The following is a 25536-nucleotide window of genomic DNA, read 5'->3' on the forward strand; positions in this document are numbered from 1 at the left end:
CCATGGCCGTGGACTATCACCTCGAAGGCCAGGTGGCCGTCGTCACCGGCTCCACCAGCGGCATCGGCCAGGCCTTGGCGACCGCACTTGCCGAGCAGGGCGTGAACGTCGTGCTGAACGGCTTCGGCGACCCGGCCAAGATCGAGGCCGACCGCATGGCCATCCAGAAGCGCACCAACGCCGCGGTCCGCTACCACGGCGCCGACATGAGCAAGGGCGACCAGATCGCCGACCTCATCGCCTACGCCCACAACGAATTCGGCCGCCTCGATATCCTGGTGAACAACGCCGGCGTCCAGCATGTGGCCCCGGTGGACGAGTTCCCGGACGAGAAGTGGGACCAGCTGATCTCGGTCATCCTGTCGTCCACCTTCCACGCGACCAAGGCGGCGGTGCCGCTGATGAAGGCCCAGGGACGCGGGCGGATCGTCAACATCGCCTCGGCCCACGGCCTGGTCGCCTCGGCCTTCAAGGCCCCCTACGTCGCCGCCAAGCACGGCGTCGTGGGTTTCACCAAGGCCTGCGCGGTGGAGCTGGCCCGCACGGGGATAACCGTCAACGCCATCTGCCCGGGCTATGTGAAGACGCCCCTCGTGGAGGCCCAGATCATCGACCAGGCCAAGGCCCGCGGCATCGCGCCCGAGCGGGTGGTCGAGGACGTGATCCTGGCCGCCCAACCCAACAAGACCTTCGTGGAGTACGAGCACCTGGCCGGCATGCTGCTCTACCTGGTGTCGGACATGGGCGCCTCGGCCACGGGCGCGGCGCTCACCGTCGACGGCGGCTGGACCGCGACCTAGACTGTCCGGATCCCGGCGGGCCCTCGCCAGCCGCGCTCGGGCCGGAGCCGCCACGCCCGCTCGGCGCCGGGCAGGTCGTCGTCCCCAGCGCGCGCCTTACGCCTGCGCGGGTGAGGACCTTCCTGGATTTCCTGGCGGGCGAGCTCCAGCGGCTGCCCGTCATTCGGCCGGCCGGGTGACCTCGCGTCACGGTTTCCAGCGATAACCTGAGGCGCCATCCTGCCAAGCAAAAGCCGGAGGAGGACGTCCATGACCCTGCATACCAAGCTCTGCGACCTGCTGGGCGTGACCCACCCCGTCATGCTGGCCGGCATGGGCGGCGTCTCCTACGCCGAGCTGGCGGCGGCGGTGTCGAACGCCGGAGGCTATGGCGTGCTGGGCATGGCCGGCCGGGAGCCGGACTTCATCCGCGACCAGATGCGCCTGGTGCGCAAGCTGACGGACAAGCCCTTCGGCGTGGACCTGCTGGCCGCCTCGCCCGAGAGCCTCACGGCCTCGGTGGACGTGATCATCGAAGAAGGCGCCTCCAGCTTCGTGGCGGGCCTGGGCGTGCCCATGCCGATCCTGGAGAAGCTGAAGAAGGCCGGGCTGAAGGTGATGGTCGTCTGCGGGGCGGTGAAGCACGCGGTGAAGGCCGAGCAGGCCGGCTGCGACGCGGTGATCTGCCAGGGCGGCGAGGGCGGCGGCCACACGGGCCTCGTCGGCACCATGCCGCTGGTGGCCCAGGCGGTCGAGGCGGTGAAGATCCCGGTGGTGGCCGCGGGCGGCCTCTACGACGGTCGGGGCCTGGCCGCCGCGCTCAGCCTGGGCGCCGTCGGCGTCTGGATGGGCACCCGGTTCATCGCCTCGGTCGAGGCCCACGCCGGCGAGATGTACCGCCAGACCATCGTCGAGGCCTCGGATGAGGACACGGTGCGGACCCGCTGCTACTCGGGCAAGCCGATGCGGGTGAAGAAGAACTCCTACGTCGAGGACTGGGAAAGCCGCCCGGCCGATATCCAGCCCTTCCCGATGCAGGCCATGATCTCGATGCGCAACAATGCGATGGGCGGCATCGGCGGCCAGATCGAGGGCCTGGACGCGGACCGCTCGTGCTTCGCCATGGGCCAGTCGGCCGGCGGCGTCCACGACGTGAGGCCGGCGGGAGAGATCGTGGCCAGCATCGTCGCCGAGGCGGAGGCCGCCATTGATCGGGTGGCGGCGCTGCGCAGCCGGTCCATGGCTCACGCCTGACGGCTCAGGGGGCGACAGCGAGGTAGCCGGCGGGGTCCTTCACGAAGGCGCCGAAGTCGGCGAGGCAACCTTGCCAGGCGACGACATGGGCTCGTTCGCGATCTCGTCCGTCGGCCGCCATGACTAGCGTCGCGTAGGTGACGTGGGGCTTGCCGCCCTTGTCCTGATAGCCGCGGCAGATGACCGAGCTCTGGTTGAAGCCGTTGATCTGGGCGAGCGTCGGGGCCCCCTGTCCCATGACGGCGTCGAACAGCATGGCCTGGCAGGCCCGGCCATTGGGATTGCATCCCGCGAACTGGACCGAGAAGTCGACCACCGGCGTGGTGAAGGCCACGAACACCGAATCCTCCTCCCGCCGATTGGTCTCGACCTTGGCGCCTGCCGCCGTCAGCAGGTCGATGAGGCTCTGGGGATCGCCGGCATCGTAGGCGCCAGCCGCGGCGGTCTTGGGGGCGGCCTTCTGGGACGCCGCGTTCTGGGACGCCGCCTTCTGGGCGGGGGCGGCCGCGATGCACATCAGGGCCGCGGCGGTCAGGGCGAGGATCTTGCGGATCATGACTGACGGCTACCAGACGCAGCATCTGGGCGCGAGCATGGCGGATGCAGCCTGTTCGCGCGCCGGCTTGGCGGCGCGACCTGAAGTGCTGTAACCTCCACGGCGTCCAGTCCTCGGGGTTGCTGATGCGCGCGTTCGCTCTTTCGGTCGGTCTCCTGGCGCTGGCGCTGCCGGCCGCCGCCGTGGCCCAGGCGCAGGGCTGCACGGCGTCCAGCGCCGCGAACTGCGACGCCACGAAGCGCGAGACCCTGGCCGACAAGTTCGCGCCCAAATCGGACGACATGGGCAGTTTCGCCCGCAAGAGCAGCCGCGACCGCGACAAGAGCGACCGTCAGGCGGTCGAGCAGCAGATCAACGAGGCCATCATGGCCGGGCGTTGCGAGGACGCCCGCAAGATCGCCGTCGACAACGGCTACCACGCCGCGGCGGCCCAGATCCGGCGCACCTGCAAGAGCTGACACGAACGGAGGTTCGATGCGTGCAGTCCTCGGCGTTCTCGTTCTCCTGAGCGCTGCGGCCGCGCCGCCAGCCATCGCCCAGACCCGGCAGGAGCAGGTGGAGGCCCACCGGGCCGAGGCGGCCCAGCGGATGTTCGACCGATGCTCGCCCTCGGTCGCTTGCCCTTCGATGTGGCGCTCCAGCCTGCGCTCCGATCGATCGGAGCGCGCTCGCGAGGCGCGCGCCTTCAACGAGAGCCTCGAAATCTTGCTGGCGGCGGGCGATTGCGAGGGCGCGAGGGCCAAGGCGGTCGACGCCGGCCTGCACGAGCTCGCGGCCCACATCCGCCGCGCCTGCAAGGCCGCCTCCTGACGGGAGGCGTCCGGTTTCCGTAGCGTGAGTTGCCGCCCGCCGCTAAGCTCAACCTGAAGTCAGGGGAGGTTGAGCGATGGAGCTCACGGTCGCAGCGGTCTTTCTCGTGCTGGCGGTGGTGGTGGCCTTCGGGGCCATCAAGATCGTCCCACAGGGCCGCGAGTACACGGTCGAACGGTTCGGCCGCTACACCCGCACGCTGAAGCCCGGGATCAGCTTCCTGACGCCCTTCGTGGAAGGCGTCGGGCGGCGGGTGAACATGATGGAACAGGTCCTGGACGTTCCGCGCCAGGAGGTGATCACCAAGGACAACGCCCTCGTCCAGGTGGACGGCATCGTCTTCATCCAGGTGATGGACGCCGCGGCGGCCGCCTATCGGGTGGACAACCTGAATTACGCCATCCAGCAGCTCGCCATGACCAACCTGCGGACCGTCGTGGGCTCGATGGAGCTGGACGAGGTGCTGTCCCAGCGCGACGCCATCAACACCCGCCTGCTGGAGGTGATCGACCACGCCACCGGCCCGTGGGGGGTGAAGGTCGCCCGCATCGAGATCAAGGACCTCCAGCCGCCGCCGGACATCACCAGCGCCATGGCCCGCCAGATGAAGGCCGAGCGCGAGCGGCGCGCCGTCATCACCGAGGCCGACGGTGAGAAGTCCGCCGCCATCGCCCGCGCCGAGGGCGCCAAGCAGGCGGCGATCCTGGAGGCCGAGGGGCGACGGGAGGCGGCCTTCCGCGACGCCGAGGCCCGCGAGCGGGAGGCGGAGGCGGAGGCCAAGGCCACCGAGATGGTCTCGACCGCCATCGCGCGGGGCGACGTGAACGCCATCAACTACTTCGTGGCCCAGAAGTACGTGGACGCGTTCGCCCAACTGGCGGCGAGCCCGCAGCAGAAGACGGTCATCGTGCCGGCCGAGATGGGCGCCCTTGTGGGCTCGGTGGCCGGCGTGGCCGAACTGGTCAAGGCCGTGAACGCCGAGCCGCCCCCGCGCGCGCCGCGCGGACGCGGCGGGGCGGTTCCGGCGACGGGAGGCTGACCCATGGACTACCTGGGCGACATCTACGCGGCCCAGCCCTTCTGGCTCTGGGTGGCGTTGGGCGCTGGCCTGCTCGCCGTGGAGATCATGACGGGCTCCGGCTGGCTCCTGTGGGCGGCGGCCTCGGCCGGGGCGGTGGCCATCGCCACCGCCATGGGCGACCTGTCGCTGACGACGGCCATCCTGGTCTTCGCGGTGCTGACCATGGCCTCGACCCTGCTGGCCCGGCGCTATCTGCCGAGGTCCCTGCCGGCGCACGGCGGGGACATCAACGACAACATCCAGCGGCTTGTCGGGCGTCGGGGGGCCGCGGTCCACGCCTTCAAGGGCCGCGCGGGCCGCGTGTTCATCGACGGCAAGGAATGGCCTGCCGAACTACAGGACGGCGAGCGCCTTGAGGCGGGAGCCAGCGTCGAGGTCGTGGGCGTCACGGGCGTCAGCCTGACGGTGCGCCGCGCCTGATCTAGCGTAACGCCGTTCCCTGTTTCCAAGCGGAAACAGGTGTCACGCCGGCCCGCAACGGCTGGAACACCGTCACACTTCGGCCCGGATCGGCGGGCAGCTTGACCCCGAAGGTCTGGCGCCGCTTATGTGCGCCCAAACAAAATCACCCCCCAACAAAAATCACTCCCAACAAGAATCACTCCCAACAAGAATCACCCCCAACAAGAATCACCCCAGGAGAAGCGAAGGTGAAGACGCCCAGAGCAATCGGGCTTGTGGCGGCGCTGGCGGCCCTTGTCATGGTTCCCGCCGCGGCCGTGTCGCAGGGCAAGAAGTCGGCCGAGATCCCGGCCGCCGCCCGCAAGGCCGGCATGGAACGCGCCCCGGCCATCGCCCAGGCGGCCGGCCTGGGCTGCCAGGTGTCGGACGCCCGTCTGATCGGCGAGGACAAGAAGTCCAAGACCGCCTACTTCGAGATCGCCTGCGCGACGGGCGGCATGGGCTATGTGCTCCAGGCCCCGGCCGAGGGCGCGCCCACCGTGTTCAGCTGCATCGAGGCCAACACGCCGCCCGAGCCCGGCAAGCCGCCGGCCGCGCCTTGCATGCTGCCCGGCAACGCCGACCCGAAGGCCGCCATCGGCCCGATGATGGAGAAGGCGGGCGTGGCCTGCGTGCCCGAGCAGGTGCGCGGCATCGGCCAGACCAAGTCGAACACCTACGTGGAAGTCGCCTGCCAGGGCGGCACGGGCTACGTGCTGGCCGCCAGCGCGCCGCTCGACCCGGCCAAGCCCGCCCAGCCGCAGAACTGCCTGCTGTACGATGAGGCCGAGACCAACATTAAGTGCACGCTGAGCGACAAGGCCGCGCGCCTCGCGATCGTGGACAAGCTGGCCGCCACCAACAACTGCGCCATCAAGGACCGCCGCTTCGTCGGCGCCTCTAAGGACAACTCGACCTTCTTCGAAGCCTCGTGCCAGGACGGCAAGGGCTACATCTACAAGGTCGGCCTGAACGGCCAGCTGGCCGAGACCTACGACTGCGCCAAGGCCACCGCGATCCTGGGCGGCTGCACCCTGACCGACGCCCGTCAGGCGGCGACCGAGCAGGCGGCGCTCTACACCAAGCTCGCCAAGGCGGCGGGCTCGACCTGCGACGTCGAGCGCTACGCCCTCTTCCCGCCCCGTCCGGGCGAGGAAGTCGTGGAGCTGGTCTGCAAGGACGGCACGGGCGCCATCGGCATGTTCAAGGCCTCGGGCCAGGGCAGCCAGGTGGTCGACTGCGGCCGGGCCCCGGTGTCGGGCTACAAGTGCTCGCTCAGCAAGGATCCCGGCTACAAGTTCCTCACGGCCGACCTGAAGAAGTTCAACTACAACTCCTGCGAGGTCTCCAACTCGCGCGTGGTCGGCAAGACGGCGAAGGACACCACCTTCGTGGAAGTGGCCTGCGCCGACGGCCTCAAGGGCTATGTGATCGAGTACCAAGCCCAGCCCAAGGTGACCGCCATCGGCGCCACCGGCTGCGCCTTCGCCGGCAACTGCACGCTGCCTGGCAACAAGTAAGACGGCCGACAGGTCGACAAGGAGAAGGCCCGCGGAGCGATCCGCGGGCCTTTTTCTTTACTCTCCCGCCGTGGCGGGAAGGGAACTAGATCACCGCCTCGATGAACATCGGGCCCCTCTGGGCCACGGCGTCGGCGAAGGCCTTGTCGAACTCCTCGGCGGTCGTGCAGCGCACGGCCGGGATGCCCATGGCCTTGGCCATCGAAACCCAGTCGATCGCGGGATCGCCCAGGTCCAGCAGCCGCGCGGCCGCGGGTCCGGCCTGGCCCGCGCCGGTCCGGGTCATCTCGACGTTGAGGATGCGGTAGGTGTTGTTGGCGAAGACGACGGTGGTCACGTCGAGGTTCTCGCGCGCCATCGTCCACAGCGCCTGGACCGTGTACATCGCCGCCCCGTCGCCGTTCAGCGAGATCACCTTGCGGTCGGGCGCGGCCACCGCGGCGCCGACGGCCAGCGGCAGGCCGATGCCGATCGCCCCACCCGTCAGCGCCAGGAGGTCGTGCGGCCGCGCGGTCGCCGTCCCCACGGCCACGCCGGTGCCCGAGGTCACCGCGTCGTCGCAGACGATGGCGTCCTCGGGCATGTGGCGGGCGATCGAGGCGCCGGCGAAATAGGCGTTGAGACCGCCCGTGGGCGCGGCGTCGGGCAGGACAAGCGGCTGGACCGGGCCTTCCTTCGGCGCGCCCAGCGCATCGGCCAGGGCCGCGAGGCCGACCACGGAATCCTCCGACCGCTCGGCCAGCGTCAGCGTCTCGCAGCCTTCAGGGACCAGGACGCTGGGCCGGTTCGGATAGGCGAAGAAGGCCACCGGCATGGCCGTGCCGACAAGGACCATCAGGTCCACGCCCTCCAGCTCGGACAGCGCCATCTCGCCGAAATACTGCATCTTCTTCGGCAGGAAGGTCCCGGCGCCGCGCCGCTGGCGCGGAACGAAGGTATCGGAATAGACGGTGATCCCGGCCGCTTCGAGCCGCGCGGCTTCCTTCAGCGCCTCGGCCCGGCAGGCCTGGTTGCCCAACAGCACGACGGGCTTCCTGGCGGCCCTCAGGGCGCGCGCGGCGGCGTCCACCGCCTCGCCCGAGGGCGCGGGCCGCACCGGCTTCTGGGCGATCACAGGCCCGCCCTTGGCCTCCAGCCATGCCGAGTCAGCGGGCAGGATCAGGCTGACCGGTCCGCCGGGCGGACCGTAGCTGGCGGCCACCGCCTCGGCGGCCAGAGCCGAGACCTGGTCCGGCGCATCGGCCGACTTCACCCAGATCGAGTTGGGCTTCACCAGGGTGGCTATGTCGGAGTTCAGCGGCGCGTCGTACTGGCGGTGGTAGGTGGCGTGGTCGCCGACCACGTTGACGATGGGCGTGAAGGCGCGCCGCGCATTGTGCAGGTTGGCCACGCCGTTGCCGTAGCCGGGACCCAGGTGCAGCAGGGTGCAGGCGGGGCGGTCGGCGATCCGGCCGTAGCCGTCGGCCGCCCCCGTCGCCACGCCCTCGAACAGGCAGAGCACCGGGCGCATCTGCGGCACGCCGTCCAGGGCGGCCACGAACTGCATCTCGCTGGTGCCGGGATTGGCGAAGCAGGCGGTGACCTCGTTGGCCACCAGGGTCGAGATCAGGGCGTCGGCGCCGTTCATGCGAAGTCCATCACGTCGGGAGGGCAGGGATCGGCGAACAGCCGCTCGACGGCGGCGGCGTGCTTCGCGCGGGCGAGGCTCTGGGCGATGTAGCCCTTGTCGGTGATCTCGCCCGAATGGGGGTCGGGCGGTTCGGGCAGGAGGACGGCGCGGGCGATCCGGCCGCCCGAACCCTTCGCCTCGGCGTTGAAACGGGCGAGCCCCTCGCGCACCGCCTTGAGGATCTCGGCCTGGGCCAGGTTCGGGTTCGGATAGAGCAGCAGGCCCAGCGCCTCCCGGCCCTCGCCGCAGACCACCGCATCGGTCACCGCCCCGCCGATGGCCCCGATGGCGCGGATGCGCAGGTCGCCCACCGTCACGAAGGTGCCGGACGCCAGCTTGAAGTTCTCGGAGAGGCGGCCATCGAAGATCATGCCCTTTCGCGGATCGTCCGGGTCCACGAAGCGGGCCGCGTCGCCCAGCCGGTAGAAGCCCTCGTCGTCGAAGGCCGCGGCCGAGAGGTCCGGCCGGCCCAGGTAGCCGGGCGTCACCTGCGGGCCCTTCACCCGGAAGTCGAGCTTGCCGGCCTCGGGAACCAGGCGCACCGAGGTGCCCGGCAGCGGCAGGCCGATCATCCCCATGCGATCGTTCACCCAGTGGACGTTGCAGGCCGTGGGACCGGTTTCGGTGGCGCCATAGCCGCTGGCGAAGCTGATCTTCTCACCGACGGTGCGGACGGCCACGGCCTGGATGCGGTCGGCCACCGTCTGGCCCAGGGCTGCGCCGCCGTACTGCAGGAGCCGCATCCGGGCGAAGAAGTTGCGGGCCAGGGCCTCGTCGGCCTCCAGCTCGTCCACCAGCAGCATCCAGCCGGCGGGCACCATGTTCATGTAGGTGGGCTGGATCTCGCGCAGGTTGCGCAGGGTCTCGCCGAACCGGGCGGCGGTGGGCTGGCCGGCGTCGATGTAGAGCGTCCCGCCCCGGTGCAGGCTCATGTGCAGGATGGCGTTGGCGCCCAGGCTGTGGCTCCAGGGCGCGGAATGCAGCATCACCGGCGGGTCGGGGTCGTCGAAGCAGGCGGCGATCTGGGCGGCGTTCAGGCTGATGTTCCGGTGCGTGCCGATCACCGCCTTGGGCAGGCCCGTGGAGCCGGAGGTCAGCAGGTACTTGGCGTGGTCCTCAGGCCGGGCGGCGAAGGCCGCGGCCGGGCCGCTCATCAGGCTTTCCAAAGCGATGTCGCCGGCACGCGCGTTCCGGGCGGCGATCACCGGCAGGCCGGTCAGGATGTCCGCCGAGAGGCCGTCGGCGAAGAGCGCCGCGTCCTCGGTGTAGACGGCGGCGGGCTTCAGGATCTCGACCGCGTGGACCAGCCGGGTCAGGTTCGCGCCCGGCAGGCCGTACTGCGGCGAGACCGGCGCCACGGGCATCCCCTGGCTCATGGCCGCGTAGGTGATCAGGGCGTGGTCGATCCCGTTGCGGGCCAGGATCAGCAGTGGGCGCTCCCCCACGACATCCACCCCGCGCAGGCCGCCGGCCAGGGCCGCCACCTGCTCTCGCGCCTCGCCGAAGGTCAGCGTCCGCCAGCCCTGACCCGAGCGTTCGGCCAGCCACACGCGGTCCGGAGCCTTGGCGGCCCAGAGGTCCAGCGCCGAGACCGTCGTCTGGTGCTCGGTCGAGAAGGGGGTCGGATTGGTCAGCACCAACTCGCCGCCGGGGCGGCGGTCGATGTCCAACCGCCGCGGCGCATAGCGCGGGTCCCGGAAAGGCGCGGTGGAGGTGCGTAGCTCGGCGTCCATGCCCCATCGGTTACGAGGCGACGTGGGGGAAGTCGAGTGCCTAGCCTTCAAGCGTGCGGAGGCGCTGCTCAAGGTATAGCCGTTCGGCGGGCGCGGGCCCGAGCTTCAGCGCCATCCGCAGGGCCTCCGCCGCCTCGCCGTCGCGGCCCGCCAGCCCGCAAAGGTGCGCCCGCGCCGCCTGATAGGGCAACCAGCCGGCCACGCCCTCGACGCCGGCCAGGGCCGCCAGACCCGCCGCCGCGCCGCGCGCCTCGCCGACGGCCACCGCCCGGTTCACCGCCGTCGCCGCGCTCGGGCGGACGGCCATCAGCGCCTCGTAGAGCCGCGCGATGTCGGCCCACGGGGTCGGGCGGCCCTCGATCCGGGCGCAGTGGCTGGCGTGGATCGTCGCCAGGATCTGCCGCGGCCCGCTGCGTCCCGCCCGCGCCGCCTGATCCAGCAGGGCCGCGCCGTCGGCGATCAGGTCCGCCCGCCAGAGCCCGACGTCCTGCCGCTCGGGCGGGACCATGGCGCCACCATCGTCCAGCCGCGCCGGGCGGCGGGCCTCGGCGAAGCGGACCAGGGCGGCGAGCCCCAGCGCCTCCGGTTCCTCCGGCATGAGCTCGACCAGGAGGCCCGACAGCCGCAGGACTTCGTCGGCGAAGCCGGCCGTCTCGCCGGCCAGCGCGGCGTCCTCGTAGGCCTGGGCGTAGGCCACCTCCAGCGTGGTCAGCACCGCCTCCAGCCGGTCGGGCCAGGCGGCGGGGCCGGGAACCTCGAACGGCACGCCCGCCGCTCCGATCTTCTTCTTGGCCCGGGTGATCCGCTGGAGCATGGCGGGCTCGGCGCAGAAGAAGGCCCGCGCGAGCCGCTCCGTGGAGAGGCCGCAGACCACCTTCAGCGTCAGGGCCGCCCGGGCGTCCGCCGCCAGCGCGGGATGGCAGCAGACGAAGATCAGCCTGAGCCGCTCGTCGGGAATGGGCTCCTGGGCCATCAACGCCTCCTCGGGCGTGGGGTTCGGGGCGGGCGGATCGAGAACGGCGCGCTCGCGCACCGCCGCTCGCCGCCGGGCGTCGAGGGCCCGCCGCAGCGCCGCGCGCCACAGCCAGGCGGCCGGGTCGCGCGGAGCCTCGTTCGGCCAGGCCGTCAGCGCCGCTGCGCAGGCCTCGGAAAAGGCGTCCTCGGCCAGGTCCAGGTCCCGAAGGCGCGCGGCGAGCGCGGCCACCACGCGAGGCCGCGCCGCCTGGATCAGCGGACCGAAGCGGCTCACTGATCGTGGACGATCAGGGGCCGGACCTCGATCTTCGTTCCCGCCACGCCGGGCACGCGGCGGGCCATGGCGAGGGCGGCGTCCAGGTCCGGGACGTCGATGAGGTAATAGCCGCCGAGATGTTCGCGCGTCTCGGCGAAGGGGCCGTCGTGCAGGGTGTCGCCGTCGCGGCCCTTGACGAGCGTTGTGGCGGTCTCGACCCCCTGCAGGCCCGCGCCGCCCTTCTGGACGCCCTGGGCGGTGAGCTCGGCGGCGAGCGCGCGGTGCTTGGCCACCACCTCCTCCAGGACGGTTCGGCCCTCCGGCCCGGCATAGGCGCCGGCGGGTTCGTAGATCAGGATCATGTACTGCATGGCGATGTTCCTTTGCGGTTAGGATTGCGCGACGCGGAGGCGTGCGTCACCGGGGAGACGCGCGGCGGCCGCCGGATTCGACAGGGGGTTTTGGGATGCGGGTGATTTTTCTGGCGGTCGCCATCTCGGCCGCGGCGGCGTCCTCCGTCCCGGCCGCCGAGGATGCTCACGTCCGGGCGCTGGCGGCGGGCTACAAGGCGGCCTTCCTGTGCAGCGACGTGTTCAACGCCGGACAGACGCCGGAGCAGATCGCCGCCGACGACCTGGACGGCATCTATCCCGAGTATCAGGACCTGGTGCGCACGCTGCCGGCGCGGATCGACCGGGAGGCCCGGACGGTCAGCGTGCCGTTCGACGAGAAGATGCCCCCGCGCATCGCCGCCTGGCGGCCCGGCCTGGGGTGCAGCCAGCTTCCGATCGGCGCCTCGGCGGAGGCCGTCGCGGGCCTGCCCAAGCTCGCGGCCCGGCGGCCGGCGGCGAACACCGACGCCCGCGCCTGGCCGGACGGCGACGGCGGGATCGGCCCCAGGCCCTCCAAGGCGCTCGCCGCCACCGTGGCGAAGGCGTTCGACGGCGCGACCTTCGGGCCGGGCAGCAAGACTACGGCGGTGGTGGTCGTGAAGGACGGCCGGATCATCGCCGAGCAGTACCGGGCCGACTTCACGCCCTACACGCCCCAGCGCACCTGGTCGGCGGCCAAGAGCCTGACGGCGACGGTGGTCGGGCGGGCGGTCCAGCTCGGCTTCGTGAAGATCGAGGCGCCAGCCAACATACCCGAATGGCCCGCGGGCGATCCGCGTCGGCAGATCACGCTGGCCCAGCTCCTGCACATGGGCTCGGGCCTGTGGACCGACGGGCCGGGGAACCGCACCGACGAGGTCTATGTGGGCGGGGCGCTGGTCACCCAGACGGCCACGGCCATGCCGATGGAGGCCGCGCCGGGCAGCCGGTTCCGCTACGCCAACAACGACACCCTGCTGGCCGCCCGCAGCGTCCGCGCCGCGCTGGGCGACGGCCAGGCCGCCCTCGACTTCCCGTTCACCGAGCTGCTCTGGAAGATCGGCATGAACCACACCACGCCAGAGACCGACTGGCAGGGGAACTACATCCTCTCCAGCCAGGTCTGGACGACGGCCCGCGACCTGGCGCGCCTGGGCCTGCTCTACCAGAACGACGGGGTGTGGAACGGCGAGCGCCTGCTGCCCGAGGGCTGGTCCAGGTTCGTGGCGACGCCGGCGCCCGCCCAGCCCGCGATGGGCCCGGGCTACGGCGCCTTCTTCTGGCTCTACGGCCCGGCCCAGGGCCTGCCGGAAGGGACCTACGGCATGAACGGCAACCGCGGCCAGTACGTGATGATCGTGCCGGACAAGAAGCTGGTGATCGTCCGCCGCGGCTACGATCCCGCCGGCAAGCGCTTCGACGAGGCGGGCTTCGCCAAGGCGGTGATCGAGGCGCTCTAAGCCGCCAGCGTTTCGCCGAACCGGACCGGCTGGCCCAGGTGCGGGGCGGCGATCTCGCCGTCGCGCATCACCACCGTTCCCCGAATGATCGTGGCCATCGGCCAGCCCTTGGCCGTAAAGCCGTCGAAGGGCGTCCAGCCGACCCGCGTGGCCATGTCCTCGTGCCGGATGGTGCGGCGGTGCTTCAGGTCGACGATGGTGAGGTCGGCGTCGTAGCCGACGGCCAGTCGGCCCTTGTCGGCCAGGTTGAAGAGGCGGTTGGCGCCATGGCTGGTCAGGTCCACCAGGCGCTCCAGGGACAGCCGGCCCTCGGCCACGTGGGTCAGCATCACCGGCAGCAGGGTCTGCACGCCGGGCATCCCCGACGGCGAGGCCGGATAGGGGCGGGCCTTCTCCTCGCGGGTGTGGGGGGCGTGGTCCGAGCCCAGGACGTCGGCGACGCCGTTGGCGACCCCCGCCCACAGGCCCTCGCGGTGCTCGGGGCCCCGGATGGGAGGATTCATCTGGGCGAAGCCCTTCAGCCGCTCGTAGGCCTCGGGCCCGGCGAGCGTCAGGTGCTGGGGCGTGACCTCGACGCTGGCGACGTCCTTGTGGTGGGCGAGGAAGGCGATCTCCTCGCGGGTCGTCACGTGCAGGACGTGGATGCGCTTGCCGAGCTGGCGGGCGATCCGCACGAGGCGCTCGGTGGACTGGATGGCCGACTGGGCGTCGCGCACCTCGTAGTGGCTGGTCCAGTCGCCGGTGCGGGCGAGCGGCCGGCGTTCGGCCAGGCGGTACTCGTCCTCGGAGTGGAAGGCGGCGCGGCGGTTGATGTGGCGCAGCACCTGTTCCACGCCCTCGTCGTCCTGCACCAGCAGGGTGCCGGTGGAGGCGCCCATGAACACCTTGACCCCGCAGCAGCCGGGGAGGCGCTCCAGCTCGCCCAGAAACGTCGCGTTCTCGTGCGTGCCGCCCACGTAGAAGGCGTGGTCGCAGTGCATCCGGTCCTTTGCGCGGGCGAGCTTGTCGGCCAGGGCGTCCGGATCGGTGGTGGTGGGCTCGGTGTTCGGCATCTCGAACACCGCCACCACGCCGCCCAGCACGGCGGCGCGCGAGCCGGTCTCGAGGTCTTCCTTCCACTCCAGGCCGGGCTCGCGGAAGTGGACCTGGGTGTCGATGACCCCGGGCATCACGGTCAGGCCCGAGGCGTCGAAGGTCTCGCCCGCCGAAGCCTGGGAAAGGTCGCCGACGGCGGCGATCTTGCCGCCGCGCACGCCGACGTCGGCGGGGCCGCGGCCCGCGTGGTTCACCACCTCGCCGCCACGGACGATCAGGTCGAAGGTCTCAGGCATCCTTGGCCTCGGTCTGTGCGAGGAGTTCGTCCGCCGCGCGTACCACCTTCTCCACCGAAAGGTCCATCATGTGGCAGACGGCCTGGTTGAGGTGGGGGTCGGCGGCGCGGATCTGATCGAGGTCGCGCGCGCCGCGCACGACGCGCGTGTCTGGCCCCCAGGGCGCATAGCGCCGCTCGTCCGAGGGGCCGAACAGGCCGAGGGTGGGAACGCCGGCCGCGGCGGCCAGATGCATGGCCCCGGAGTCGTTGCCGATGAACAGGCGGGCGCGCTTCAGCGCCGCGTGGGCTGTGAGCAGGCCCTGGCCGGTCAGGTCGATCACGCGGTTGCGGGCCACATCGCGCAGGGCCCGGACGGCCGGCGCGTCGCCCGGGCCGCCCACCACCATCAGCCGCCCGCCCTTCAGCGGGCCGTCGCCCCGGAGCAGGCGCATGGCGACCTGGCTGAACCGTTCGACGGGCCAGGTCTTGCCGACCCAGTTGGCGGCGGGCGCCATGGCGAGGATCGGCCCCGTCCCGGCGGTCAGCTCGTCGGCGTAGGCCTCGATCCCGGGCGAGGTGAAGAGGAAGGGCGCGGCCGGCTCGTCCTCGATGCGCAGCACGCGCGCGGCCTCGATCACCTTGTGCAGGGGCTCGGCGCTCTTGCGGTGGACGGCGCGCCGCTTCGTCCTCAGGAAGCGCGAGAGGCCCGAACCGCGCAGGTCCACCACCAGGCCCCACCGGCGGCCGCGCACCTGGCGCCACAGGTCGAACCAGTGGCCGCCGGACTTCGACTTCTCCATCACGATCACGCGATCCAGGTTCGGGACCTCGGCGAAAAGCGGGGCCGCGGCCGGGCCGGCGACGATGGTGAAGCGCGCGTTGGGGATCTCGTCGTGCAGGCGCTTGATGAGGCCCGACGAGAGCACGGCGTCGCCGATCCGCGTGGCGGTGATGAACAGAATCGGGAAGGAACCGGACGCCATGCGGCCTCCATAGCCAAGGGGCGGCTGGCGCTCCACACCGGCGCGCCCCAAATTGCTGGTCATGACTGTCGCACCCCTGACGAGCCGCGCCGTGATCGAGGTCGGCGGCCCCGACTGGCGAAGCTTCCTCCAGGGCCTGCTCACCCAGGACGTCGAGACCCTTAAGCCGGGCGAGGCGCGGTTCGGCGCCCTGCTGACGCCGCAGGGCCGGCTGCTGTACGACCTGTTCATCGTGGGGACCGACGACGGCTGCCTGCTGGACGTGGAGGCGGCCCACCGCGACTCCCTGCTCCAGCGCCTGACGATGTACCGCCTGCGGGCCAAGGTGGAGCTGGCGGCCAGCGACCTTAAGGTCTTCGCCGAATTCCCGGGGGGCTCGGCGGGCGTCGTCGATCCGCGCCTGCCCGAGCTCGGCCGGCGCATCTACGGCCTGGCCACCGCCGACGCCGATGAGGGCGCCTACGAGGCCCACCGCCTGGCGCTGGGCGTCCCCGGACCCGCCGACTGGGGGAGCGAGGCGACCTATCCCATCGAGGCCGACTTCGACCTGCTGAACGGCATCGACTTCAAGAAAGGCTGCTTCGTCGGCCAGGAGACCACCTCGCGCATGAAGCGCCGGGGCCAGATCAAGAGCCGCATGCTGCCGATCGTCTTCGACGGCCCGCCGCCGCCGCCGGGAACCGAGATCCTGGCGGGCGAGCTGCGGGCGGGCGAGGTGCTGTCGGGGATCGAGGGGCGCGCCATGGCCCTGGTCAGGCTGGACCGGGCCCTGGGGGCGGCGCTGACCGCCGACGGGCGGCCGGTCCGGGTGGAGACGCCGGGCTGGCTGGAACGGGCCGGACATCCACCTGGGGATAACGCGGCCTGAATCCGCCATCGCGGCGGAAAGCCCCCTTGAGGTTCCGCTCGCCGTCGGCTGAGAGTGCCGGCGATGAACGCACCCCCCATCACCCGCTGCCAGTGGCGCGGCATGGCCGGCGACCCGCTGTACGAGGCCTACCACGACACGGAGTGGGGCGTGCCGGAGTACGATTCCCGCGCGCTCTGGGAAAAGCTGGTGCTGGACGGCTTCCAGGCGGGCCTCGCCTGGATCACCATCCTGCGGAAGCGAGACGCCTTCCGCGCCGCCTTCGACGGCTTCGATCCCGAGAAGGTCGCCCGCTACGGCGAGGCCGACCGCACCCGGCTGATGGCCGATCCCGGCATCGTGCGCTCGAACGCGAAGATCGACGCCGCCATCGAGGGCGCGAAGATCTATCTGCAGATGCGGGCGCGCGGCGAGGATTTCTCGGAGTTCTGCTGGGGTTTCGTGGGCGGCAGGCCGGTGCAGAACGCCTGGACCGACTTCGGCCAGGTCCCCGCCCGGACGCCGCTCGCCGTCGAGATGTCCAAGGCGCTGAAGGCCAAGGGCTTCAAGTTCGTGGGCCCGGTGATCGTCTACGCCTGGATGCAGGCCACGGGCCTCGTCAACGACCACCTCACCTGCTGCTTCCGGCACGAGCACGTGAAGGGGCTGGCGCGCTGATGGCGAAAGGCCCGAACCTCCTGCTCGAACGGGCCTTCGTGGGCGGCCCCGTCTGCGGCGTGGACGAGGCGGGTCGAGGCCCCTGGGCCGGGCCCGTCAGCGCCGCGGCCGTGATCCTGCCCGATGATCCGCGGAAGATCCCCAAGGGCCTGGACGACTCCAAGAAGCTCAACGCGAAGACGCGCGAAGCACTGGAGCTGGAGATCAAGGAGACGGCGGTGGCCTGGGGCGTGGGCTTCGCCAGCGTCGCCGAGATCGCCAGCCTCAACATCCTGCACGCCACGGGCCTGGCCATGCGCCGGGCCATCGAGGCCCTGGCCGTGAAGCCCGCCTACGCCCTGGTGGACGGCAACTACCGCTTCGACCTGCCCTGCGAGGTGAAGACGGTGGTGGGCGGCGACGGCAAGTCCAAGTCCATCGCCGCGGCCTCGATCCTGGCCAAGGTCGCCCGCGACCGGCTGATGACCGAGATGGACAAGCTCTATCCCGGCTACGGCTTCGCCAGCCACAAGGGCTACAACGCCCCGGCCCACATCGAGGCCCTGGTGAGCCTCGGCCCCTGCGAGATCCACCGCCTCGCCTGGCGCCCCGTGAGGCTGGTCCTGGCCGGCAAGGACCCGAGGCTCGAAGGCGACCTCCAGGACGAGCTGCCGTTCGGGGGCGCTTAATCTTCCGTTGACCATCGGCGTCAACGGCCTCTTCACCATAAGCGGCGAGGATTCAGACTCCTGTTTGTTTAGGGTTTGAACGATGGGCCTGCCGGTCGACACGATCATCCAGGGCGATTGCCTGGAGGAGCTCGCGAAGCTCCCCGACCGCTCCGTGGACCTCGTGTTCGCCGATCCGCCCTACAACCTCCAGCTCGGCGGCGACCTCTTGCGGCCGGACAATTCCAAGGTCGACGCCGTCGACGACCACTGGGACCAGTTCGAGAGCTTCGAGGCCTACGACGCCTTTACCCGCGCCTGGCTGAAGGAATGCCGCCGGGTGCTGAAGGACGACGGCGCCATCTGGGTGATCGGCAGCTACCACAACATCTTCCGCGTCGGCGTGGCCGTGCAGGACCTGGGCTTCTGGATCCTGAACGACATCGTCTGGCGCAAGTCGAACCCGATGCCGAACTTCAAGGGCACCCGGTTCACCAACGCCCACGAGACCCTGATCTGGGCGGCCAAGTCGCGGGGCGGCCGGCGCTACACCTTCAATTACGACGCCATGAAGATGGCCAACGACGAGCTGCAGATGCGCTCGGACTGGACGCTGCCGCTGTGCACCGGCGACGAGCGCCTGAAGGACGAGGCTGGCGCCAAGGCCCATCCGACCCAGAAGCCCGAGGCCCTGCTGCACCGGGTGATCCTGGCCTCGACCAAGCCGGGCGACGTGATCCTCGACCCCTTCTTCGGCACCGGCACCACGGGCGCCGTCGCCCGGCGCCTGGGGCGGAAGTTCGTCGGCATCGAGCGCGAGGCCGAGTACGCCCGGATCGCCAAGGCGCGGATCGCCAAGGTGACGCCCGCCACGGCCGAGGAGATGGCCGTCACCGGCTCGAAGAAGGCCGAGCCGCGCATTCCGTTCGGCACCCTCGTCGAGGCCGGCCTGCTGCGTCCCGGCGACGTGCTCTACTGCCCCAAGGGCCGCAACGCCGCGCGCGTGCGCGCCGACGGCAGCCTGGCGGTGGGCGAGATGACCGGCTCGATCCACAAGGTCGGCGCCATGGTCCAGTCGGCCCCGGCCTGCAACGGCTGGACCTACTGGCACTTCAAGTCGGACAAGGGGCTGGCCCCCATCGACGTGCTGCGCGCCAAGGTCCGCTCGCAGCTCTCGGCCTAAAGCAGGTTCGCCAGGCCGGCCCGGGCGGCCTTCAGGAAAACGCTCGGCAGGGCGTCGAGGTCGCGCCGGGGGCTCCAGATCACGCCCTCCGCGTCGCCTTCCGCCCGCAGCAGCCGCAGCGTCAGCGAGAAGTGGGTGAAGACATGCTCCACCTCGCCCACGCTCCGCCAGGGCGCCTGGGCGGGCGCGGCGGCGAGCGCCTCGGCGTCGCTCCAGGGTTCTGGGCGCCAGTCGCTGGTCGGCAGGGCCAGCATGCCGCCCAGCAGGCCCTTGGGCGGGCGGCGCACCAGGGCCACCGCCTCGCCGCGGGTCAGGATGTAGGCCACGCCGCGCCGGTGCGGTCGCGCCGCCTTGGCGATCTTCCGTGGATAGGTTTCCGGTGCGCCCGCGGCCTGCGCCGCGCAGTGGGCCGATACCGGGCAACGGTCGCAGAGCGGCGCCTTGGGGCGGCAGACGGTGGCGCCCAGGTCCATCAGCGCCTGGGCCCAGTCGCCGGGGCGGTCGTCGGCCACGAGCGCGGCGGCCAGTCGCTTCAGCTCGGGCTTGGCGTCCGGCAGGGGCTGCTCCACGGCGAACAGCCGCGCCATCACCCGCTCGACGTTGCCGTCGACCACGTTCGCGGCCCGGTCGAAGGCGATCGCCGCTACCGCCGCGGCCGTGTAGGGGCCGAGCCCCGGCAGGCTCCGCAGGCCCTCCTCGGTGTCCGGGAAGACGCCGCCGTGCTCGTTCGCCACCGCCCGGGCGCAGGCCAGGAGGTTGCGGGCGCGGGCGTAGTAGCCCAGCCCCGCCCAGGCGGCCATGACGTCCTCGTCCGCGGCGCTCGCGAGGTCCGTGACCGTCGGCCAGCGAGCGGTGAACTTCAGGAAATAGGGCGCAGCGTGGGGCACCGTGGTCTGCTGCAGCATCACCTCCGAGAGCCACACCCGGTAGGGATCGGCGCGCAAGCCCGCCGCGCGCGCCGCCGGGCCCACCCGCCAGGGCAGGTCGCGGGCGTTCTCGTCGTACCAGGCGAGCAGGCGGGCGCGGAGGGACATGATTCAACCCTTAGCCTCATCTCCACGATCGCGGTAAGTAGGCGTCATGCGACGCCGACTGCCCAGCACCGCCGAGGCGCTGGAGATCCTGAAGAGCAAGCGCACGCGCCCGGCGCACCGTCCGCCGCCGCCGGCCGGCAAGGCGCTCGGCGGCTTCGTGCGCGAGCTGGACGCCCGCTTCGGCCAGGGCGCGAACGCGCTGACCGCCCGCTGGCGCGAGGTGGTGGGTCCCGACATCGCCCGGCGCACCGAGCCGGTGAAGCTGGTCAAGGGCCGGGGCGGCGCCGCCTCGTCGCTGGAGATCCGCGTGGCCGGTCCCTCGGCCGCCATCGTCCAGCACCAGGCCCACGAGATCCTGGCCCGGGTGAACCTGTTCCTGGGGCCCGACGCGGTCCAGAAGCTGCGGATCGTGCAGGGGCCGCTGCGGCGGACCGAGGCCGCGCCGTCACCCTCGCCAGCGCGCCGCCGGGCCGTCCCGCTGGACGCCGCCGAGGAGGCCCGCCTGGTCGAGAGCCTGGCCCCCGCGCCCGAGGGCAAGCTCAGGGATGCGCTTCTGGCCCTGGGACGTGGCGTCCTGCGCCAGCGGCGCTAGTTGACTCCGCGTCAGCCTCGTCCCATCGCCTAGGTACGGGCCGCTCGGGCCGCGTTTGCGCGCTCGCGCGGGAATCGCGCTTTAATCCTTCGTTCAGAACTGCCGGAAGGTTTCTCGAATGCAGACTTTCAGCCGCCGCCTTCTCCTGGTCGCCGCCGTGGGCGCGAGCCTCGCGCTCGCGGGCTGCAACAAGGGCGGGGGCGCAGGCGCGCCGTCGGCCGAGGACATGAGCCTGGGCGATCCCAACGCCAAGGTGAAGCTGGTCGAATACGCCTCGGTGACCTGCAGCCACTGCGCCAAGTTCAACGAGGAGGTCTTCCCGCAGTTCAAGGCGAAGTACATCGACACCGGCAAGGTGCACTACACGCTGAAGGAGTTCCTGACCCCGCCGGAACAGGTGGCCGCCGCCGGCTTCCTGGTCGCCCGCTGCGCCGGCAAGGACAAGTACTTCACCGTCGTCGACGCCCTCTTCCGCTCGCAGCAGGAGATGTTCCAGAGCGGCGACCTGCGCGGCGGCCTGCTGCGCGTGGCCCAGTCGGCCGGCATGACCGAGGCGCAGTTCAACGCCTGCATCCAGGACGAGGCGGCGCTGAAGGCGCTGAACGCCCGGGTCGAGAAGGCGATCCGGCAGGACGGCGTGTCGGCCACGCCCACCTTCGTCGTGAACGGCAAGAAGCTGGCGGAAGGCGAGGTCACCCTGGCCCAGCTCGACGCCGCCGTCGCCGAGGCCTCGAAGTAGCCATGACGGCGCTCAGCCGCCGCGCCGCGGTTTTCGTCGCCCTGGGCCTTGTCCTGGGCGGGGGGCCGGCGCTGGCGGCCGCCGAGCCGGCGCCCAGCGACATCACGATCGGCAGCCCGAAGGCCAAGGTCCATGTCGTCGAGTACCTCTCCGTCACCTGCCCGCACTGCGCGCACTTCAACGAAGAGGTCTTCCCGACCCTGAAGGCCAGGTACATCGACACCGGCAAGGTGCGCTGGACTTTTCGCGAGATGCTGACCGCGCCCGGCCAGGTGGCCGCCGCCGGCTTCCTGATGGCCCGCTGCGCCGGACCCTCGAAATACCCCAAGGTCGTGGACGACATCCTGCGCAGCCAGCCGCGGTGGAAGGCCGGAAGCATCAAGCCGATCTTCCTGGAAATCGCCCAGGCCAACGGCATGACCGAGGCCCAGTTCGAAGCCTGCCTGACGGACGAAAAGGGGCAGGACGCCCTGGAGGAGCGGCTCAAGCTCGCGTCCAAGGACGGCGTCACCGGCACGCCGACCTTCTTCGTCAACGGCCAGAACATCGCCCCGAACAGCGTGCCGACGCTCGAGCAGATGGAGGCCGCCATCGGCGCGGCCGCCAAGGATGGGAGGCGCTGACCTAAGTGCACTTCCAGCGGCTGCGCCTGTCCGGGTTCAAGTCCTTCGTCGAGCCGACCGAGTTTCGGATCGAGCGCGGGATCACGGGCATCGTCGGCCCGAACGGCTGCGGCAAGTCGAACCTGCTGGAAGCCCTGCGCTGGGTGATGGGCGCCAACTCCGCCAAGGCCATGCGGGCCGGCGGCATGGACGACGTGATATTCGCCGGCAGCGGCGGACGGCCCGGGCGCAACCACGCCGAGGTCTCGCTGACCATCGACAACTCCGACCACCGGGCGCCGCCGGCGTTCAACGACCACCCGGTGCTGGAGGTGGTCCGCCGCATCGACCGGGGCGAGGGCTCGACCTACCGGATCAACGGCCGCGAGGTCCGCGCCCGCGACGTCCAGCTCCTGTTCGCCGACGCCTCGACGGGTTCGAACTCCCCGGCCCTGGTCCGCCAGGGGCAGATTTCCGAGCTGATCGCCGCCAAGCCGCAGAACCGCCGCCTGATCCTGGAAGAGGCGGCCGGCGTCTCGGGCCTGCACTCCCGCCGCCACGAGGCCGAGCTTCGCCTGCGGGCCGCCGAGCAGAACCTGGCCCGGCTGGACGACGTGACGGGCGAGCTGGAGGCCACCCTGTCCCGGCTGAGGCGTGAGGCCCGCCAGGCCGAACGCTACAAGAAGCTGTCGGCCGAGATCCGCGCCCTGCAAGGCGCCGTGCTCTACGCCCGCTACGCCGAGGCGAAGGCCGCTGCCGAGCGCCTGCGGGCCGAGGCCGCCGCCGCCGTCCGCGCCGTGGAGGAGACCGCCCGCGCCGCCGGCGCCGCCGCCACCCGCGCAGCCGAGGCGGACGCGGCGCTGAAGCCCCTGCGCGAGGCCGAGACGATCGCGGCGGCGGTGCTGCACAAGCTGGCCATCGACAAGGATCGCCTGGAACGGGAGGAGGAGGCCCACGCCGCCGAACTCGCCCGCCTGGCCGGGGACCTGGAGCGGATCGACGCCGACGCCGCCCGCGAAAGCCACATCGTCGAGGACGCCGAGATCGCCCTGAAACGGCTGGCCGAGGACCTCGCCGCCGTCGAGGCCGACATCGCCTCGGCCCCCGAGCGCGGACCCGAGCTGGAGGCCGCCGCCCGCGCCGCCGAGACGGCCCGCGCCCAAGCCGACGCCGAGGTCGAGCGGCTGGCCGCCGAGGTCGCCGCCCGGGAGGCCGATGCCCGCGCCGCCCGCAGCCGGGTGGAGGAGGCCGAGACGCGTGTCGGCCGCACCCGCCGGGCGCTGGAGCAGGCCAGGCAGGAACGCCAGGCGCTGGGCTCCGCCGTCAATCCGCAGGCCGCCCAGGCCCGGGCCGACCTGGACGCCGCCGAAGCCGCCCTCGCCGCCGCGCGCGCCGCCCTGGACGCCGCCGACGATGAGCGCGCCAAGGCCGCCGAGGCCGAGGTCGCCGCCCGCGAGGCCGCCCGCAAGCTGGACGAACAACTGGGCCGGCTCACCGCCGAGGCCCGTGCGCTCGCCGGCCTCGTGGCCCAGGCCAAGCGGGGCGGCTTCGCGCCGGCCCTCGACTCGGTCGCGCCCGATCGCGGCTATGAAGTGGCTCTGGCCGCGGCCGTGGGCGACGACCTGGACGCGGCCCTCGATCCCGCCGCCCCGGCGTTCTGGGGTGGGCGTGAGGCGTCGCCGCCGACCTGGCCCGAGGGCGCGACGCCGCTGGCGCCGCTGGTGAAGGCCCCGTCGGCGCTCGCCGCGCGCCTCGCCTATGTCGCCCTCGTGGATCGCGCCGACGGCGACCGACTGCAGAAGTTCCTGCCGCCCGGCGGCCGACTGGTCTCGAAGGAAGGCGACCTCTGGCGCTGGGACGGCTTCACGGCGCGGGCCGAGGCGCCGAAGCCCGCCGCCGTCCGCCTGGAGCAGAAGACCCGGCTGGCCGAGGTCGAGGCCGAGATCGAGAAGCTGGAGCCCAGGGCCAAGGTCGCCCGCGAGGCCCAGGCCGCCGCCGCCGAGCGGGTGCGCAAGGCGGAAGAGGCCCTTCGCAACGCCCGCCGCGAGCCGCCCACCCTGGAGCAGAAGGCCGCCCAGGCCCGCCAGGCCCTGCAGCGCTACGAGCAGGAGGCCGCCCGCAACGAGGCCCGCGCTTCCTCGCTCGACGACCTGATCAGTCGGTTCGAGGCCGAACTCGCCGAGCACGAGGGCCAGCTCGCCGCCGCCCGGGAGGCCGCCTCGGGCGAGGCCGGCGCGGGCGATCTGGCCGAAGGGCTCGCCGCCGCGCGCGCCGCCGCCATGGCCGCCCGCGAGGCCGCCGCCGCCGCCCGCTCCTCCTTCGAGATGGAGGTCCGCGAACGCGATGGACGCACCCGCCGCTTCGAGGCCCTGGCGCGCGACCGCGACGACTGGACCCGCCGCTCGGCCGCCGCCGCCAAGCGGCTGGAGCAGCTTGCCGCCGCCCGGGAGAAGGCCTACGCGGCGCTGGAGGCCGCCAAGGCCGCGCCCAGCACGCTGGAAGCCCGGCGGACGACCCTTCTGGACGAGCTCGCCGCCGCCGAGGCGCGTCGGGCCAAGACCTCGGATGCGCTGGCCGCCGCCGAGCATGAGCGGGCCGAGGCCGATCGGGCCCTGCGCGCCGCCGAGGCCGCCGCCGGCGAGGCGCGCGAGGTCCGCGCCAGCCTGTCCGCCCACGCCGAGGCCGCCGTCCAGCGTCTGGCCGAGGTGACGGCGCAGATCCGCGAGACCGCCCAGATCGAGCCCGAGGAGCTGGCCCGCAGGCTCGCCGACGAAGCCGTGGCCATTCCCTCCGACGCCGAGGGGATGGAGGCGCACCTCTACAACCTCGAGCGCCAGCGCGAGGCCATCGGGCCGGTGAACCTCCGCGCCGAGGAGGAGGCGGCCGAGTACGCCATCCGTCTCGAAACGATGCAGACCGAGCGCTCGGACCTGACCGGCGCCATCGCCCGGCTGCGCCAGGGAATCGACGAACTGAACGGCGAGGGGCGCGAACGCCTGACGGCCGCCTTCGACGTCATCAACGAGCATTTCAAGACGTTGTTTTCGACCCTCTTCCAGGGCGGCCAGGCCGAACTGCGGCTGGTCGAATCGGACGACCCCCTGGAAGCGGGCCTGGAGATCTATGCCTGCCCGCCCGGCAAGCGGCTCGCGACCATGAGCCTGATGAGCGGGGGCGAGCAGGCCCTGACCGCCGCGGCCCTGATCTTCGCCGTCTTCCTCGCTCAGCCCGCCCCGATCTGCGTGCTGGACGAGGTGGACGCGCCGCTCGACGACGCCAACGTCGATCGCTTCTGCAACATGATCGACGAGATGTGCCGGCGCACCGAGACCCGGTTCATCGTCATCACCCACAACCCCGTCACCATGGCCCGCGCCGACCGGCTTTTCGGGGTCACCATGGCCGAGCGCGGCGTCTCCCAACTGGTTTCCGTGGACCTGCGGCAGGCCGAGGCCATGGCGGCGCAGTAGCCGCCAGCTCGACCTTCCGTTCGGGAAGGTGGCGGACGTTCTGTCACAGACCCAATTTATATTGCTAGATCAGTATCTTACATACTTTCGCCGTCATCTTGACGCGCCGACGCCGCGTCTATAGGTTCCGCCGCGATCAAGCCGGGGGGGCATCTGTCTTCCCGAAACTCGTAAGCACGTTCATGGCCCCTGCCGACGACGCACGCGAAGAGGCGATGAAGCGCCTCGACGAACGAGCGGCCGCCCTGGGGGCCCGGACCCAGCGTCCGGTGACGTCGCACGCCGGTGAGCAGGCCGTCAGCCAGGCCTATCGCATCATCGCCGAACTGCTCGGCGGGGTGCTGGTGGGGTTGGCGGCGGGGTTCATCGTCGACCGAGTGCTCAACACCACGCCGTGGGGGTTGATCGGGGGTGTCCTTCTCGGATTCGCCCTTTCGCTCTGGATGGCGCGGCGAACGGCCAACCGCCTGATGGCGCTGGCGAGGCAGGATGCGGAATCGCCCCCGTCGGTTCCGTTCGATGACGACGACGAGGAGTCCTAGGG

Annotated in this window: 25 protein-coding genes; 17 read left to right on the forward strand and 8 right to left on the reverse strand. The window is 71.7% G+C overall.

Translation table 11 applies throughout. The features are described 5' to 3' along the window. The first annotated feature begins 2 nt into the window (after positions 1 to 2). Positions 3 to 800, forward strand: coding sequence for a 3-hydroxybutyrate dehydrogenase (locus ACK4TT_RS09050; protein WP_409639540.1), 798 nt, complete (start codon positions 3 to 5; stop codon positions 798 to 800). Positions 801 to 1049: 249 nt separating this feature from the next. Further along, the gene (locus tag ACK4TT_RS09055; RefSeq protein WP_409639537.1) at positions 1050 to 2033 is read left to right on the forward strand and encodes an NAD(P)H-dependent flavin oxidoreductase; all 984 of its coding nucleotides are present in this window, start codon (positions 1050 to 1052) and stop codon (positions 2031 to 2033) included. Positions 2034 to 2037: 4 nt separating this feature from the next. Here the strand turns inward: ACK4TT_RS09055 and ACK4TT_RS09060 are convergent, their stop codons facing one another. After that, entirely contained in the window at positions 2038 to 2589 is a 552-nt protein-coding gene (locus ACK4TT_RS09060) for a hypothetical protein (RefSeq protein ID WP_409639534.1), read from the reverse strand. A gap of 125 nt (positions 2590 to 2714) precedes the next feature. Between ACK4TT_RS09060 and ACK4TT_RS09065 the strand changes: the two genes are divergently transcribed. The 5 genes from ACK4TT_RS09065 to ACK4TT_RS09085 all read left to right on the forward strand — a co-directional run bounded on the left by ACK4TT_RS09065 (position 2715) and on the right by ACK4TT_RS09085 (position 6441). Beyond that, positions 2715 to 3047, forward strand: a complete 333-nt coding sequence (locus tag ACK4TT_RS09065; protein ID WP_409639531.1) for a hypothetical protein — start codon at positions 2715 to 2717, stop codon at positions 3045 to 3047. Between the two features lie 16 nt (positions 3048 to 3063). After that, the gene (locus tag ACK4TT_RS09070; RefSeq protein ID WP_410212862.1) at positions 3064 to 3399 is read left to right on the forward strand and encodes a hypothetical protein; all 336 of its coding nucleotides are present in this window, start codon (positions 3064 to 3066) and stop codon (positions 3397 to 3399) included. 76 nt (positions 3400 to 3475) lie between these two features. Then, on the forward strand, positions 3476 to 4438 hold the full coding sequence (locus ACK4TT_RS09075; protein ID WP_409639525.1) for an SPFH domain-containing protein: 963 nt from the start codon (positions 3476 to 3478) through the stop codon (positions 4436 to 4438). 3 nt (positions 4439 to 4441) lie between these two features. Next, the gene (locus ACK4TT_RS09080; RefSeq protein ID WP_409639522.1) at positions 4442 to 4900 is read left to right on the forward strand and encodes an NfeD family protein; all 459 of its coding nucleotides are present in this window, start codon (positions 4442 to 4444) and stop codon (positions 4898 to 4900) included. A 230-nt stretch (positions 4901 to 5130) separates the two neighbouring features. Then, positions 5131 to 6441: a hypothetical protein gene (locus tag ACK4TT_RS09085; RefSeq protein WP_409639519.1), complete on the forward strand. Its 1311-nt coding sequence runs from the start codon at positions 5131 to 5133 to the stop codon at positions 6439 to 6441. A gap of 85 nt (positions 6442 to 6526) precedes the next feature. On the opposite strand, the gene ACK4TT_RS09090 is transcribed toward ACK4TT_RS09085, so the two are convergent. Genes ACK4TT_RS09090 through ACK4TT_RS09105 form a run of 4 tightly spaced genes read right to left on the reverse strand, consistent with a single transcriptional unit; the run spans position 6527 to position 11445 of the window. Further along, positions 6527 to 8068, reverse strand: coding sequence for an acetolactate synthase large subunit (locus ACK4TT_RS09090; protein WP_409639516.1), 1542 nt, complete (start codon positions 8066 to 8068; stop codon positions 6527 to 6529). Then, complete coding sequence (locus ACK4TT_RS09095; protein ID WP_410212863.1) at positions 8065 to 9843, reverse strand: feruloyl-CoA synthase; 1779 nt, start codon at positions 9841 to 9843, stop codon at positions 8065 to 8067. The genes ACK4TT_RS09090 and ACK4TT_RS09095 overlap by 4 nt, the downstream gene beginning before the upstream one ends. A 40-nt stretch (positions 9844 to 9883) precedes the next feature. Then, on the reverse strand, positions 9884 to 11092 hold the full coding sequence (locus tag ACK4TT_RS09100) for an RNA polymerase sigma factor (protein WP_409639510.1): 1209 nt from the start codon (positions 11090 to 11092) through the stop codon (positions 9884 to 9886). Then, positions 11089 to 11445 carry a YciI family protein gene (locus ACK4TT_RS09105; RefSeq protein ID WP_410212864.1) on the reverse strand — a complete coding sequence of 119 codons (357 nt, stop codon included), beginning with the start codon at positions 11443 to 11445 and terminating at the stop codon, positions 11089 to 11091. Before ACK4TT_RS09105 ends, ACK4TT_RS09100 begins: the two co-directional genes overlap by 4 nt. A 95-nt stretch (positions 11446 to 11540) precedes the next feature. Between ACK4TT_RS09105 and ACK4TT_RS09110 the strand changes: the two genes are divergently transcribed. After that, a complete protein-coding gene (locus tag ACK4TT_RS09110) occupies positions 11541 to 12905 on the forward strand; it encodes a serine hydrolase domain-containing protein (RefSeq protein ID WP_410212865.1) in 1365 nt (454 codons plus the stop codon). Here the strand turns inward: ACK4TT_RS09110 and ACK4TT_RS09115 are convergent. Further along, the gene (locus tag ACK4TT_RS09115; RefSeq protein ID WP_410212866.1) at positions 12902 to 14236 is read right to left on the reverse strand and encodes a dihydroorotase; all 1335 of its coding nucleotides are present in this window, start codon (positions 14234 to 14236) and stop codon (positions 12902 to 12904) included. The two genes, ACK4TT_RS09110 and ACK4TT_RS09115, sit on opposite strands and share 4 nt — an antisense overlap. Beyond that, positions 14229 to 15200, reverse strand: coding sequence for a glycosyltransferase family 9 protein (locus ACK4TT_RS09120; RefSeq protein WP_410212867.1), 972 nt, complete (start codon positions 15198 to 15200; stop codon positions 14229 to 14231). Before ACK4TT_RS09120 ends, ACK4TT_RS09115 begins: the two co-directional genes overlap by 8 nt. Positions 15201 to 15261: 61 nt before the next feature. Here ACK4TT_RS09120 and ACK4TT_RS09125 point away from each other — a divergent pair, with 61 nt between their 5' ends. The 4 genes from ACK4TT_RS09125 to ACK4TT_RS09140 all read left to right on the forward strand — a co-directional run bounded on the left by ACK4TT_RS09125 (position 15262) and on the right by ACK4TT_RS09140 (position 18555). Beyond that, positions 15262 to 16068 (forward strand): YgfZ/GcvT domain-containing protein, encoded by an 807-nt coding sequence (locus tag ACK4TT_RS09125; protein ID WP_410212868.1) that lies wholly within the window; start codon positions 15262 to 15264, stop codon positions 16066 to 16068. A gap of 63 nt (positions 16069 to 16131) precedes the next feature. Then, complete coding sequence (locus ACK4TT_RS09130; RefSeq protein WP_410212869.1) at positions 16132 to 16725, forward strand: DNA-3-methyladenine glycosylase I; 594 nt, start codon at positions 16132 to 16134, stop codon at positions 16723 to 16725. Further along, positions 16725 to 17393, forward strand: a complete 669-nt coding sequence (locus ACK4TT_RS09135; RefSeq protein ID WP_410212870.1) for a ribonuclease HII — start codon at positions 16725 to 16727, stop codon at positions 17391 to 17393. Before ACK4TT_RS09130 ends, ACK4TT_RS09135 begins: the two co-directional genes overlap by 1 nt. An 82-nt stretch (positions 17394 to 17475) precedes the next feature. Continuing rightward, on the forward strand, positions 17476 to 18555 hold the full coding sequence (locus ACK4TT_RS09140) for a site-specific DNA-methyltransferase (RefSeq protein WP_409639486.1): 1080 nt from the start codon (positions 17476 to 17478) through the stop codon (positions 18553 to 18555). Here the strand turns inward: ACK4TT_RS09140 and mutY are convergent. Further along, positions 18552 to 19589, reverse strand: a complete 1038-nt coding sequence (gene mutY, locus ACK4TT_RS09145; protein WP_410212871.1) for an A/G-specific adenine glycosylase — start codon at positions 19587 to 19589, stop codon at positions 18552 to 18554. The genes ACK4TT_RS09140 and mutY overlap by 4 nt on opposite strands. 46 nt (positions 19590 to 19635) lie before the next feature. Between mutY and ACK4TT_RS09150 the strand changes: the two genes are divergently transcribed. The 5 genes from ACK4TT_RS09150 (at position 19636) to ACK4TT_RS09170 (ending at position 25534) form a co-directional block, all read left to right on the forward strand. Continuing rightward, the gene (locus ACK4TT_RS09150) at positions 19636 to 20181 is read left to right on the forward strand and encodes a DUF721 domain-containing protein (protein WP_409639480.1); all 546 of its coding nucleotides are present in this window, start codon (positions 19636 to 19638) and stop codon (positions 20179 to 20181) included. Between the two features lie 118 nt (positions 20182 to 20299). Further along, the gene (locus tag ACK4TT_RS09155; RefSeq protein ID WP_409639477.1) at positions 20300 to 20920 is read left to right on the forward strand and encodes a DsbA family protein; all 621 of its coding nucleotides are present in this window, start codon (positions 20300 to 20302) and stop codon (positions 20918 to 20920) included. A gap of 2 nt (positions 20921 to 20922) precedes the next feature. Further along, entirely contained in the window at positions 20923 to 21543 is a 621-nt protein-coding gene (locus ACK4TT_RS09160; protein WP_409639474.1) for a DsbA family protein, read from the forward strand. A gap of 5 nt (positions 21544 to 21548) precedes the next feature. Next, positions 21549 to 24992: an AAA family ATPase gene (locus ACK4TT_RS09165; RefSeq protein ID WP_410212872.1), complete on the forward strand. Its 3444-nt coding sequence runs from the start codon at positions 21549 to 21551 to the stop codon at positions 24990 to 24992. 182 nt (positions 24993 to 25174) lie between these two features. Beyond that, a complete protein-coding gene (locus tag ACK4TT_RS09170; protein ID WP_410212873.1) occupies positions 25175 to 25534 on the forward strand; it encodes an AtpZ/AtpI family protein in 360 nt (119 codons plus the stop codon). Positions 25535 to 25536 lie beyond the last annotated feature (2 nt).

Source organism: Phenylobacterium sp. (assembly GCF_046463815.1).
Classification (GTDB): Bacteria; Pseudomonadota; Alphaproteobacteria; order Caulobacterales; family Caulobacteraceae; genus Phenylobacterium.